10 protein-coding genes and 5 pseudogenes are annotated in these 12,308 nt (G+C 58.4%); 11 read left to right on the top strand and 4 right to left on the bottom strand.

The features are described 5' to 3' along the window. Position 1 precedes the first annotated feature (1 nt). A complete protein-coding gene (locus AC0L7P_RS02855; RefSeq protein ID WP_473434401.1) occupies positions 2-787 on the top strand; it encodes an ion transporter in 786 nt (261 codons plus the stop codon). Between the two features lie 79 nt (positions 788-866). Next, complete coding sequence (locus tag AC0L7P_RS02850) at positions 867-1,373, top strand: L,D-transpeptidase family protein (RefSeq protein ID WP_473434400.1); 507 nt, start codon at positions 867-869, stop codon at positions 1,371-1,373. A gap of 6 nt (positions 1,374-1,379) precedes the next feature. Here the strand turns inward: AC0L7P_RS02850 and dalA are convergent, their stop codons facing one another. Continuing rightward, positions 1,380-1,892, bottom strand: coding sequence for a divisome-associated lipoprotein DalA (dalA, locus tag AC0L7P_RS02845; RefSeq protein ID WP_473434399.1), 513 nt, complete (start codon positions 1,890-1,892; stop codon positions 1,380-1,382). Between the two features lie 175 nt (positions 1,893-2,067). Between dalA and AC0L7P_RS02840 the strand changes: the two are divergent. Next, positions 2,068-2,665: pseudogene (locus AC0L7P_RS02840) on the top strand (L,D-transpeptidase family protein). Positions 2,666-2,812: 147 nt separating this feature from the next. After that, on the top strand, positions 2,813-2,995 hold the full coding sequence (locus AC0L7P_RS02835; protein WP_473434398.1) for a hypothetical protein: 183 nt from the start codon (positions 2,813-2,815) through the stop codon (positions 2,993-2,995). Positions 2,996-3,071: 76 nt separating this feature from the next. Here AC0L7P_RS02835 and hemH read toward each other — a convergent pair. Together hemH and AC0L7P_RS02825 are read right to left on the bottom strand one after the other, a co-directional pair. After that, positions 3,072-4,130, bottom strand: a pseudogene (hemH, locus tag AC0L7P_RS02830) (ferrochelatase). A 93-nt stretch (positions 4,131-4,223) separates the two neighbouring features. After that, positions 4,224-5,065: pseudogene (locus AC0L7P_RS02825) on the bottom strand (methyltransferase domain-containing protein). Between the two features lie 20 nt (positions 5,066-5,085). On the opposite strand from AC0L7P_RS02825, the gene AC0L7P_RS02820 reads away from it, so the two are divergent. From AC0L7P_RS02820 to AC0L7P_RS02810, 3 genes are read left to right on the top strand one after another with little or no spacing between them, the layout of a single operon-like run. Further along, the gene (locus tag AC0L7P_RS02820) at positions 5,086-5,811 is read left to right on the top strand and encodes a double zinc ribbon domain-containing protein (RefSeq protein WP_473434397.1); all 726 of its coding nucleotides are present in this window, start codon (positions 5,086-5,088) and stop codon (positions 5,809-5,811) included. Positions 5,812-5,843: 32 nt separating this feature from the next. Further along, positions 5,844-6,101 carry a glutaredoxin 3 gene (grxC, locus tag AC0L7P_RS02815; RefSeq protein WP_473434396.1) on the top strand — a complete coding sequence of 86 codons (258 nt, stop codon included), beginning with the start codon at positions 5,844-5,846 and terminating at the stop codon, positions 6,099-6,101. A 9-nt stretch (positions 6,102-6,110) separates the two neighbouring features. Further along, positions 6,111-6,548: a MarR family winged helix-turn-helix transcriptional regulator gene (locus AC0L7P_RS02810; RefSeq protein ID WP_473434395.1), complete on the top strand. Its 438-nt coding sequence runs from the start codon at positions 6,111-6,113 to the stop codon at positions 6,546-6,548. A 4-nt stretch (positions 6,549-6,552) separates the two neighbouring features. Here the strand turns inward: AC0L7P_RS02810 and ubiG are convergent, their stop codons facing one another. After that, a complete protein-coding gene (gene ubiG, locus AC0L7P_RS02805) occupies positions 6,553-7,305 on the bottom strand; it encodes a bifunctional 2-polyprenyl-6-hydroxyphenol methylase/3-demethylubiquinol 3-O-methyltransferase UbiG (protein WP_473434394.1) in 753 nt (250 codons plus the stop codon). Positions 7,306-7,370: 65 nt separating this feature from the next. On the opposite strand from ubiG, the pseudogene pip reads away from it, so the two are divergent. From pip to AC0L7P_RS02785, 4 genes and pseudogenes are all read left to right on the top strand, one after another. Beyond that, positions 7,371-8,347: pseudogene (gene pip, locus AC0L7P_RS02800) on the top strand (prolyl aminopeptidase). A gap of 80 nt (positions 8,348-8,427) precedes the next feature. Continuing rightward, entirely contained in the window at positions 8,428-9,420 is a 993-nt protein-coding gene (locus AC0L7P_RS02795; RefSeq protein ID WP_473434393.1) for an ABC transporter permease, read from the top strand. Further along, positions 9,417-10,585: pseudogene (locus AC0L7P_RS02790) on the top strand (ABC transporter permease). Before AC0L7P_RS02795 ends, AC0L7P_RS02790 begins: the two are co-directional and overlap by 4 nt. Positions 10,586-10,761: 176 nt before the next feature. Then, positions 10,762-12,306 carry an ABC transporter substrate-binding protein gene (locus AC0L7P_RS02785; protein ID WP_473434392.1) on the top strand — a complete coding sequence of 515 codons (1,545 nt, stop codon included), beginning with the start codon at positions 10,762-10,764 and terminating at the stop codon, positions 12,304-12,306. Positions 12,307-12,308 lie beyond the last annotated feature (2 nt).

Here is a 12,308-nt window from a genome sequence, read left to right as displayed (position 1 = left end):
CATGGGATTTCGCGCGCGCCTTGCCGCCTTTCTGGAGCGCCCTGCCGTTACCAACGGTGTTTTGGCGGTGATTCTGGTCAACGCCATCCTTTTGGGGCTGGAAACCTCGGACAGGGTGATGGGTGCCACGGGGCCGCTGATTCCGGTGCTCGATTCCCTGTGCCTGTTGATTTTCGTTGCCGAGCTTCTGGCCAAGATGTTCGCCTATGGCACCCGGTTCTGGCGGCGCGGCTGGAACCTGTTTGATTTCATCATCATCGCCCTGTCGCTGGCCCCGGGGGCGCAGACGCTTTCGGTGCTGCGGGCCTTGCGGATATTGCGGTTGTTCCGGGTGATTTCGGTTGCGCCCAGTTTGCGCCGGGTTGTCGAAGGGTTCATCACTGCATTGCCGGGTATGGCCTCGGTGTTTTTGCTGATGTCGCTGATTTTCTATATCGGTGCGGTCATGGCGACCAAGCTGTTCGGCCAGAGCTTTCCTGACTGGTTCGGCGATATCGGGCTTTCGGCCTATACCCTGTTTCAGATCATGACGCTTGAATCCTGGTCAATGGGCATCGTGCGCCCGGTGATGGAAACCTATCCCTATGCGTGGTTGTTTTTCGTGCCTTTCATCCTCATCACCACCTTTGCCGTCGTAAACCTGCTGGTCGGTCTGATCGTGAATTCCATGCAGGATGCGCACCATTCCGAAGACAGCGCGCGCACCGATACCTATCGTGACGAAGTGCTGGCGCGTCTGGTTGCGATCGAACAAAAGCTTGCCGGTGACAGGGACGCGAAACCGTGATCGCGCGGGCGTGAAAATCGGTTCCGGGGGCGGGTGATTTCTGTATGCTGCCTGAAAAATTCAGAGGCAGTGTTTGAAAATGCGTTTTTTCCGATTCTTTATCCTTGCCTTCGGGCTGGCCGCGTTGTCGGCCTGCGGCAGTTCAAAATTCCGCACCTATAACGGCCCCGAGGTGACCCAGATTGTCGTGTTCAAAGGCGAACGCACGATGTATCTGATGCACAACAACGAGCGGCTGAAAACCTATCGGTTTGACCTTGGGTTTGCGCCCGTGGGTGACAAACAGGTCGAAGGCGACGGCAAAACACCCGAAGGCGTGTATTTCATCGACCGCCGGAACCCCGAAAGCCGGTTTCACCTGTCTATCGGCCTGTCTTACCCCAACGATCAGGATCGCGCCGAGGCGGCGCTGCTGAACCAGAGTCCGGGGGGCGATATTTTCATCCATGGGCGCGGGCCGTTTTACAAGCTCAAGCGCAACCGCAAGGATGACTGGACCTGGGGTTGTATCTCGGTATCGGACAGCGAAATAGAAGAGATATATTCGATGGTGGCAACGGGAACGCCAATCGTGGTCGTCCCCTGACCACGATCAGGTGCCGGTCAGCAGGGTCCACCAGATTTTGCCGTTGGGTTCCTGATACCACGAAAACCCCATCTGGCGCGCCCGGGGGTCAATGATGACATCCCGGGTCGAGGCCATGTCGGCCCAGGCGGCGAGGGTTTCAAGCTCGGTCTCGAATGTTTCCGAGATGTTTTCGCCCAGCATTTTGCCAGTGTAGCCCGCCCGCTTTACCCGGTCGATGGGTGACGATCCGTCCGATCCAAAATGCCAGGGGCGGTTTTGCACCGACATGTCACGCGAATGGGTTGCCGCCGCCGCGTTCAGTTCGGAATTGAACCGCAAGGGCGCGGCGCTTGATGCCTGACGCAGCGCGTTGATCGAATCAAGCATCCGAAACTGAATCTCTGCCGTGTCGGTCGATTTGATGTGATACACCTTGGCAAGCGGTTTGCCGTCACTGCCCAGACGGGGCGGAGCGGGTGGGGTACAAGCGGCCAACACGGCAAAAGCGGGCAACAGCAGGGCAAAACGACGATTCATCAGCGGGATCACCTAGTTGGTTTCGACACCCGGACTTATAGGTAAACTTTCCCTGGTTCAAACCCCCTGATGCCAACCAAATGTGCGGGTTCGCACCGGTGTGATTTGCGGTTGGCGCGCGATCCCTGTAAATGAAGGGCAAATGACAGCGTAATAAGAAACAAAGAGGTGCTTCATGTCAGAAGGTCACGGAAATATGTTCAACCGGCGTCGGTTTTTGGGCACTGCGGCTGCGGCAACGGGGGTTTTGGCCACGCCGGCGTTCGCCCTTGAGAACAGCACCGAATATCTGCCGCCAGCCACGACGAGATCGCCGGAATGCATCGAGTTTCCGGTCGCTTGAGTGGCAGCCATATTTCGACAATCTGACCAATGGCGCAATTTTGGTCGATATCACGTCGCGCACGCTCCACTTCTGGAACGAGGACGAATCGGTCTATAAATTGTACCCGACATCCGTGCCCCTGACCGACGATTTGACGCGCAAAGGGCGCACCGAAGTGGTGCGCAAGGTCAAGGGCCCGACATGGAGCCCGACCCCCGCAATGAAAGAGCGCAACCCTGAATGGCCGGATTTCGTACCCGCAGGGCCAGATAACCCATTGGGAACACACGCTTTGTATCTTAGTTGGCAATATTACCGCATCCATGGCACCCAGGATACACGCAAGATCGGCCGAAGATCTTCCAACGGATGTATCGGTCTTTACAATGAACATATCGCCCAACTGTTCGGTATGGCCAAGCATGGAACGCAAGTGTTGCTTATTTGACGAAATTCAGGCGAAACAGCCCCTTAGAGCCTGAAGTCATATTTGCATCGGACGTCCAATACTGCTTAAAGAAATTACGAGGTACAGTCTTGGGTGCCTGCTGCCGTCCTCAATAACCCCGGCACCAGGCGATACTGGAGGATTAAAATGAAGAAACTTGCACTCGCTGCCGCATTCGCGATTTCCGCCACTGGCGCAATGGCTGGCGGTCTTGCCGCTCCTGTTCTGGAGCCTGCTGTCATCGTCGAAGAAACCACTTCTTCGTCGGGCGGCATCGTTGTTCCGCTGCTTCTGCTGGCGGTCATCGTGGCTGTGGCTGTTTCCGACTAATCGTCGAAACGCATGAAGAAGATTTAAAAGCGGCCGGAGCAATCCGGCCGCTTTTGCTTTGGAGAGGCGCCGACGCTCATCCAACCCAGCCGCGCAGATTTTCGCCGATCACGGCTGAAAGCGCGGTGATGTGGGCATCATCATCGTTCAGGCAGGGGATATAGGTAAAACTCTCGCCGCCCGCATGCTCAAAACTCTCGCGGATCTCTTCGTTGATCTCTTCCAGGGTTTCGATGCAATCGGCGGAAAACGCGGGCGCAATCACCGCGATGCGTTTTTTCCCGCCCTCTGCCAGACGCGCGACCTCTTTCACGGTATAGGGTTTCAGCCATTCTTCGGGGCCGAAAACCGACTGAAACGTCGTGGTGATCTGCGTGTCGTCCCAGCCCAGCCGCTCCTTGAGCAGCCGCGTCGTTTTCTGGCACTGGCAATGATAGGGATCACCCTCGGTCAGATACCGCTGCGGCATCCCGTGATATGACACGACGAGGATTTCGGGTTTCACCTCCATCGCGTCATATCGGCGCTGCACCGATTGCGCCAAAGCATCAATATAGGCGGGATGTTCGAAATAGGCAGGCACCGTGCGCACGGCGGGTTGCCATTTTTCCTTCATCAGGCTCGCGAAAGAACTGATCGTTTGCCGTTGCCGTGGTGGCGCCGGCGTATTGCGGGTAAAGCGGGAAAAACAGGATCTTCTGACACCCGGCGGCAACCATCGCCCGCACCTTGGACCGGGTCGAAGGATTGCCATAGCGCATGCAGTAATCAACCATCACCGCGGTGCCATATTGCGATTGCATCGCCGAGGCGATCTTGGCGGTCTGGGCCTTGGTGATGGTGGCAAGGGGGCTTTCCCCGATATCGTGGTTCCAGATGGTTTTGTAATTCGCGCCAGAGGTAAAGGGCCGCTTGCTTAGGATGATCAGTTGCAACAGGGGTTGCCATTTCCAACGGGGGTAATCAATCACCCGGCGGTCTGACAGGAATTCGTTCAGATAGCGGCGCATCGACCAATAATCATAGCCATCCGGCGTGCCAAGATTGGCCAGCAACACCCCGACCCTGGCCGGCGGGGTTTTGGATGATCCGTTGGCGCATGGGCTGGACAGGCCGCATCGGGCGCGGTGAACATGGGTGTGCCGTTGGCAGATTTCGCATCCGACATGGGTATATCCCGTTGAGTTAGGGGAATGTTCTTAGCGAGATAACGGGTTTTCGCCCGGGGTCAATCGTGCCCTGGTGTCGCAGGATCGCGCGCCGGGCGTTCATCGACCCCCAGAGCATCGGCCAGACGCGCCTTGGCCGATCCGGGGCGCATGGGCTTTTGCTGGCTTTCATCCGGGGCCCAGCCGGTGAGAAACACCAGATCAAAGGTGGCGCGCACCCGGTTTTCGTCAGCGGCGAAATGGGTTTGGTAAATCGCAGTGGCTTTGGCAAACAGGCCGCGAGGGGCAAACCGGCGGTCGCGCGCGGCAAGGGCGTTGGTTTCACCCATGGCGCGCAGATCATGCATAAGGTGAAGCGCGGTCTTGTATGTCACCGTCAACGGCGCGCAATCGGCAACCGGAAGGGCGAACCCCGCCCGTTGCAGAAGCGCGCCCAGATCGCGGATTTCGCCCATGGGGGCAATGCGGGGCGACAGCCCCCCGCGCAGGGCGATTTCGGCTTCGGCGATGGCGGTGCGCAATTCATGCAGGGTTTGCCCCCCGGAAACACCCCAAGGAACAGCCCGTCAGGTTTCAGCGCGCGCCGTGCCTGCACCAATTGCCCCACCGGATCGTCGGCCCAATGCAGCGTCATGGTGTGAATCACCAGATCGTGCGCGCCGGGGGTAAGGGCCAGAGTTTCGTCAGGCGGAACCACCGATGCGCCGGGCAGGGCATTGGCCCAGATGTCAGGGTGGGCGGTGACAATCGCCGGGGCCTTAAACGCTCTGTTAACCTCTTCCAGTCTTTCCTGAACCTGGGCCAGCGCCTCATCATGCAGAAACTGCGCATCGCGCAAGGTGGCGCGGGTGCGATGCAGGGCAAGGGCCGTTTGGTCGGTCAGGGGCGGTGGAACAGACATACCGCAGAAGTAGGGGCAGAATGGCCGGAATGCAAAGCGTGTTAAGCCTGATTTATCCGCATCAGTGTGCGTTGTGTGACACCATGGTCGAACAGGGCAGCGGGCTGTGCGGGCCATGCTGGCGTGACACGCCCTTTGTGGCCGGGGTGATTTGTGACATTTGTGGCACGCCCTTGATGGGCGATGATGATGGCCACGTGGTGCATTGCGATGATTGCATGGCGATTGCCCGCCCCTGGGATCGGGGCCGCGCGGCCATGGTTTACCGTGATCAGGGGCGGCGCATGGTTCTGGCCCTGAAACACGGCGACCGTCAGGATATCGTGCGCCCGGCCGCCCGGTGGATGCACCGCGCCGCCGAGGGGTTGATAACGCCCGAATCCCTTATCGTGCCGGTACCCATTCATTGGCTGCGGATGCTCAAACGACGGTTCAACCAATCGGCGCTTTTGGCCAGCGCGCTGGGCATCGAGGCGCGCGTGCAGGTTTCCTTGCGGGCGTTGGAGCGGAACCGAAACACCGACCGCCAGGATGGCAAATCCCTGAACGAACGGTTTGCCAATGTTCAGACAGCGATCCGGCCTCACGGCAAATACGGCGCCCTGTTGGCGGGGCGTGATGTGGTTCTGGTGGATGATGTGATGACCACTGGCGCCACCCTTGCGGCCTGCGCCGAGGCGTGTCTTGCCGCTGGGGCGGCCAGGGTTGATATTGTAACACTGGCGCGCGTGGCCAAGGACACCTAAGTATCTGCTGACCGGAATTGCAGGAGCGACCCATGGCCAGCGTTGAAATCTATACCTCTCCCTTGTGCGGCTTTTGTCATGCGGCAAAGCGGCTGCTGACGCAAAAGGGGGTGGGATTCGTTGAAACCGATGTATCGCGGGATGCGGCGCAGAAACAGGCGATGATGAAACGCGCCAACGGGGGCCGAACGGTGCCGCAGATTTTTATCGGCGGTCAGCATGTGGGCGGTTGTGACGAACTTTATGCGCTAGAGCGCGCGGGCAAGCTTGACCCGATGCTGGCCGCCTGATGGGCCGCCATGGTGGGTGACACCGACCCTCTTGCCGTCGCGCTGTTCAGCGAGATTTTCATGGCCGGGCAATTGGCGCGCAACCGTCTGTCGCGCGCTTTGCCCAAGGGCATGGAACTGAGCCATTTTTCGGTGATCAATCATCTGGCCAACACCCGCCGGGATCGCAGCCCGGCGCAATTGGCCGAACGGTTTCACGTGACCCGGGGGGCGATGTCCAACACCCTGCGTAAACTTGAGGTGTCCGGGTTTATCCATATTCGTCCCGATTGGGACGATCACCGACGCAAGATCGTAACGCTCAGCGATACCGGGCGCGCCGCTTTGGCCGAGGCGCTGGCGCTGATGGGGCCGATCCTTGATGACATGGTGCAGGGGGTGGGCCGCGACCGTCTGCGCGTGGCGCTTCCGGTGTTGCGGGACGTGCGCCTGCGGTTCGAGGAATAGCAGGCTAGGCAGGCTTCAGGCTTGTTGTAACATAATTGCAACTCAGATCGCGGTCAGACAGGCTCCAGGACCAACCAAGGGGGTTGAAAATGAAACCGGTCTTATCGACCGGGTTCAGGGCCGATCGGTGCAGCAGATCGAACAGTTCATCCGGGGTGATGAATTTGGCCCAGTCATGGGTGCCCTTGGGCAACCACCGCATCACCCATTCGGCCCCGACAATGGCCATGGCAAAACTTTTCGGGGTGCGGTTGAGGGTGGAACAGATCATCAATCCCCCGGGTTTCAGCAAGGTCTGGCACGCGGTGAGATAGGACAGTGGATCTGCCACATGTTCGACCACTTCCATATTCAGGATCGCGTCGAATTGTTCACCTGCGGCGGCCAGATCCTCGGCGGTGGTATGGCGGTAATCAATGGTCAGCCCGGATTGTTCGGCGTGAATCTGTGCCACGGGGATATTGCCGGCGGCGGCATCGGCGCCCACAACCTCGGCGCCCAGTCGGGCCATGGGTTCCGATAACAACCCGCCTCCGCAACCGATATCAAGAATGCGCAGCCCTTTGAACGGCTGGTCAGTTTTCAGGTCGCGGTCAAATTCCGATGCAATCTGCGCCGTGATGTAATCCAGGCGGCATGGGTTAAGCATGTGCAGGGGTTTGAATTTGCCGTTCGGATCCCACCACTCGGCGGCCATTGCCTCGAATTTGGCGACTTCGGCGGTGTCGATGGTGCTTTGGGGGGCGGAATGCGACATGAATGTGATACCTTTTTCGTTATCTGCCCGTGGTAGGACGGCTTTGCACGTTATATAGAGTTTTGATGGACAAGGTTTCAGGTCAAAACAGCGCAGCCAGCTATCTTTATCGACCGATCGACCCTTTCGATCAGCGTATGCTGGATGTGGGTGACGGACATCGGGTGTATGTCGAACAATGCGGACGGCCCGATGGCATTCCGGTTGTGGTGCTGCACGGGGGCCGGGCGGTGGGTGTTCACCGTCCATGCGGCGGTATTTTGACCCGTCGGTGTATCGAATCATCCTGTTCGATCAGCGCGGCTGTGGCCGTTCGCGCCCTCATGCAAGTATCGACGCCAACACCACCTGGCATCTGGTGGCCGATATTGAGGCGATTCGCACCACATTGGGCATTGAGCGCTGGATTGTGTTCGGGGGCAGCTGGGGCGCGACCCTTGCGCTGATCTATGGCGAAACACACCCCGACCGTGTGGCCCATCTGGTGCTGCGCGGCGTGTTCCTGATGACACAAGCCGAGTTGAAATGGTTTTACGGGGGCGGTGCGGGAAAATTCTGGCCGGATGTCTGGGCGCGCTTTACAGATCTGATCCCCGAAGAAGAACACGGCGATCTGATCGCCGCCTATCACCGGCGGTTGTTTTCCGGCGATATGATGGTGGAAACCCGCCACGCCCGGGCTTGGGCAAGTTGGGAAAATACCCTTGCCAGCATCTATAACGACGGCCCCGGCGGTGACAGCCCGGCGGAATATGCCCGCGCCTTTGCCCGGTTGGAAAACCACTATTTCACCAATGCCGGGTTTCTTGAGCAGGACGGGCAGATATTGAAAAATATCAACCGGTTGCGGGGTGTTCCGGGCACCATCGTACAGGGGCGGTACGATATGATTTGCCCGCCCGCCTCGGCCTATGGGTTGCACAAGGCCTGGCCCGGGTCGCGGCTGATTATGGTGCCACGGGCGGGGCATGCCCTTTCGGAACCGGGGATCAGCCGGGCGTTGGTTCAGACGATGGATGATTTGCGTTCTGCAACAACCTGAAAGGATTTCTCGGGGTAGGGGGTTACGGAACGGGTTTGTTTTCATTAACCTGCCAGTCAATAAAAACCGGAGAATGGCCGTTGGGTTCACTTTCACGCATTGTTATACAACGACTTTTTCTAGGTCTATTGACCATGTTTGTGGTCTCGGTCGTGATTTTCACCGCCGTCAACATGTTGCCCGGCGATTTTGCCCAGGCAATTCTGGGGCAAGGGGCAACCCCCGAGGCCGTCGCATCAATCCGGCGTGATCTGGGGTTGGATCAGCCCCCGGTCGTGCGATATTTCCAATGGTTGGCCGGGGTCGCCCAAGGCGATCTGGGCACAAGTTTTGCGCAGGCGAATTTCGCCAGCTTCACCGGCACGGACTCTGGACAGGCCACAGTCGCGGCGCAGATCGCCCCACGTTTTGCCAATACGATGTTTCTGGCCGGTGTCACAGCGATGATCGCCGTGCCGGTTTCGCTTACTCTGGGCATTTTGGCGGCGCTTTACCGCAACTCGGCGTTTGACCGGCTGGCCAACATTTTCACCCTCAGCTCCATTTCCAGCCCCGAGTTTTTTCTGGCATATATCCTGATCCTGTTTCTTGCCGTTCTGAACCCGATCCTGCCGTCCCTGTCCAACATCTATGACGGGATGGGGCTGGGTGAGAGGTTGGAGAAAACCCTGTTGCCCGCGCTGACGCTTACCCTGGTGGTGACCGCACATATGATGCGGATGACCCGGGCGGCGATCATCAATCTGCTGGCCTCACCCTATATTGAGATGGCCCGGCTGAAAGGTATGTCGCCCATGCGGGTGATTGTGCGCCATGCGCTGCCCAATGCATTGGCGCCAATCATCAACGTGATCGCGCTCAATCTGGCGTATCTGATCACCGGGGTTGTCGTGGTCGAGGTGGTGTTTGTTTATCCGGGCATTGGGCAATTGTTCGTGGATTCGGTGAAAACCCGTGACATTCCGGTTGTACAGGCCTGTTGCCTGATCTTTGCCGGGGCTTACATCGTTCTCAATCTCTTGGCTGATATTCTTTCCATCCTGTCCAACCCCCGGCTGAGGCACCCAAAATGAACATCGTTTTCGGCCTTATCGGAGTGTTGGTGCTGCTGCTGTTGGCAGCTTGGGTGTTGCGGTTTTTGGGCCGCCTTTCGGGGCGCAATTATTTTCGCGATATGGAGTTGACCACTGCTTTTGGCTGGATTCTGGCATTGGTGGCAGGGGTCGGGGCGATCTATCTGTACTTTTTTGTCGATGCTGCCGTGTTTTTCCGTTGGGTTGTACATGGGGTGATCGGCTTTGCGATTGCGGCCTGGCTGTTCCGGTTGCTTGGTCGGCATGTCGGGCCGAACGGCACCCGTCGGCAGTTTCGCCAGATGCCGCTGACGGCCAGTTTCGGGATCTTGATGATCCTGACCTATGGCGTTCTGGCGATCTTTGCCGGCGTCATCGCCCCCTATGGTCAGGCCGAGATTTTTGCAAATGTCAACGTGCTGCCCGGTGGTGATCCGGCCTTTGGGGGGATCCGGCGCACCCATTGGGCACCGATCAGATTGGGCGGGATTTGTTGTCGCGGCTGATTTACGGGGCGCAGAATACTGTTGGCATTGCGTTTGCCACCACGCTGATCGCGTTTTTTCTGGGCGGGACTCTGGGGTTTTTGGCGGCGACGCTGGGCGGCTGGCTGGATCAATTACTCAGCCGGATGGTGGATGTGCTGATGGCGATCCCATCCCTGATTTTCGCGCTGCTGCTGATGACCATCGCCAGCGCCTGGGCCGGGTCGGAACCGCATTTGTTGACGATCTACATGATTCTGATCATCGCGGTCATCGATTCGACACGGGTGTTTCGCCTGGCCCGCGCCGTGGGTGGCAATATCGTGGTCATGGATTATGTCGAAGCGGCCAAACTGCGCGGTGAAGGGTTGCGATACCTGATCTTCAAGGAAATTCTGCCCAATGCCATGGCGCCCCTGCTGGCCGAATTCGGGCTGCGGTTCTGTTTCGTGTTCCTGACCGTTGCGTCGCTGTCGTTTCTGGGGGTGGGCATTCAACCGCCGCTGGCGGATTGGGGCACCATGGTGCGCGATCTTTCACAATTCATTAATTTCGCGGCCTTTTCCCCTCTGACAGCCGCATTGCCGCTGATGGCGGCCGGGGCGATTGCGCTGTTGACGGTGGCGGTCAATTTCGTGGTCGACTGGATGCTGCATCGGTCTTCGGGGTTGAAAGAATGACACGGTGTCTGAAACTGCTGGTCCGGTTGCAGGACAAACCGGGTCTGATTTATATGCGCATGACCCGCCGTCTGGTCAGGGGGCGCGGCAGTTGACAAGATGTGATCACTTTACCCTTTCAGGGGTGATATGCCGACGGGGATACCCCGCAAACAAAAAACAAACGGGAGAATGACATGACCAATATTTCACGACGCGGGCTGTTGCGCTCGGGGGCGGCGGTGGGTGTGCTTGCCGCGACGGGCCTGCCGGTGATGGCGCAGGGGAAAAAGGGCGGACGGCTGCGGCTGGGCCTGGCCGGGGCCAACACCAGCGATAGCTGGGATGGCCGCACCCATTCCGATACCTTCATGATCATGGCGGCGTTTGGCTGTGTGTTCGATTGCCTGACTGAAATTTCGGCGTCGGGCGAATTGGTCGGCGAACTTGCCGAAAGCTGGGAGGCGTCACCCGACGCCAAGACCTGGACATTCAAGCTGCGCGAAGGTGTGACGTTCCACAACGGCAAACCTTTTGGCGCCGATGATGTGATCGAATCCCTGAATATGCATGTGGCCGAGGGTTCAAAATCTGCGGCACAGCCGATTGTCGCAGCGATTTCCGAGATGAAAAAGCTTGGCGATCACGAAGTTCAGATGGTGCTGGAATCCGGCAATGCCGATTTCCCCTTCCTGATGTCGGATTATCACCTGTTGATGTATCCCGCCGGTCAGGTCGAAGAGGCGATCGCCAAGGGCATCGGTACGGGCATGTATAAGGCCGAAACCCTTGATCCGGGCGTTCGCTTTTTGGGCAAGCGGGTGGACAGCCATTACAAGGATGGCAAGGCCGGCTGGTTTGACGAGGTTGAACTGATCGGGATCAACGATGCATCGGCGCGGATGAATGCGTTGATGACCGGGCAGGTCGATGCGGTGAACCGCGTTGATTTCAAGACCGAGCCGTTGATGAAGGCCAACCCGATGGTCAAGATTTTTGAGGTGACGGGCAATCAGCATTTCACCTTTCCGATGCTGACAAACCTTGATCCGTTCACAGACATGAACGTGCGCAAGGCGTTGAAACACGCGGTCAAGCGCCAGGAAATGGTCGACAAAATCCTGCAAGGGCACGGCGCCGTGGCCAACGACCACCATATCGGACCGGCAAACCGGTATTATGCGGCCGATCTGGAACAGAATGACTACGACCCCGACAAGGCCAGATTCTATCTCAAAGAGGCTGGAATGGACGGGCTTTCGGTTGATTTGTCAGCGTCAAGCGCGGCCTTTGCCGGGGCCGTGGATGCGGCGCAACTGTATCAGGCATCGGCCAAAGGTGCGGGGATCGACATCAACGTGGTGCAGGAACCGGCCGATGGATATTGGTCGAATGTCTGGATCAAGAAACCCTGGTGCGCGAGCTATTGGTCGGGGCGGGCGACCGAAGACTGGATGTTCTCAAGCGTGAACGAGGCAGGTGCGCCCTGGAACGATAGCAAGTGGGTGAACGATCGGTTCCAAAGCCTGTTGGTTGAGGCGCGGGCAACCCTGGATTCGGACAAGCGGCGCGAGATGTATCGCGAAATGCAGGCGCTTGATTCTGCCGAAGGCGGAACCGTTGTTCCGATGTATGCCAATTTTGTTGATGCGGCCTCGGCCAAGTTGGCCAATTCCGGGACCATCGGCAATGTGTTCCAGATGGATGGGTCGCGCTTTATCGAACGGTGGTGGTTCGCCTGATC

Source organism: Oceaniglobus sp. K40-3 (genome assembly GCF_055808395.1).
This window is presented reverse-complemented; position numbering and strand designations above follow the sequence as displayed.

Excerpts from the sequence above, each read along its gene's own strand:
- AC0L7P_RS02850 (WP_473434400.1), top strand. The coding sequence starts at position 867 with ATGCGTTTTTTCCGATTCTTTATCCTTGCCTTCGGGCTGGCCGCGTTG.
- ubiG (WP_473434394.1), bottom strand. The coding sequence starts at position 7,305 with ATGTCGCATTCCGCCCCCCAAAGCACCATCGACACCGCCGAAGTCGCC.
- AC0L7P_RS02855 (WP_473434401.1), top strand. The coding sequence starts at position 2 with ATGGGATTTCGCGCGCGCCTTGCCGCCTTTCTGGAGCGCCCTGCCGTT.
- AC0L7P_RS02820 (WP_473434397.1), top strand. The coding sequence starts at position 5,086 with ATGGCCGGAATGCAAAGCGTGTTAAGCCTGATTTATCCGCATCAGTGT.
- AC0L7P_RS02810 (WP_473434395.1), top strand. The coding sequence starts at position 6,111 with ATGGTGGGTGACACCGACCCTCTTGCCGTCGCGCTGTTCAGCGAGATT.
- AC0L7P_RS02835 (WP_473434398.1), top strand. The coding sequence starts at position 2,813 with ATGAAGAAACTTGCACTCGCTGCCGCATTCGCGATTTCCGCCACTGGC.
- grxC (WP_473434396.1), top strand. The coding sequence starts at position 5,844 with ATGGCCAGCGTTGAAATCTATACCTCTCCCTTGTGCGGCTTTTGTCAT.
- AC0L7P_RS02785 (WP_473434392.1), top strand. The coding sequence starts at position 10,762 with ATGACCAATATTTCACGACGCGGGCTGTTGCGCTCGGGGGCGGCGGTG.
- dalA (WP_473434399.1), bottom strand. The coding sequence starts at position 1,892 with ATGAATCGTCGTTTTGCCCTGCTGTTGCCCGCTTTTGCCGTGTTGGCC.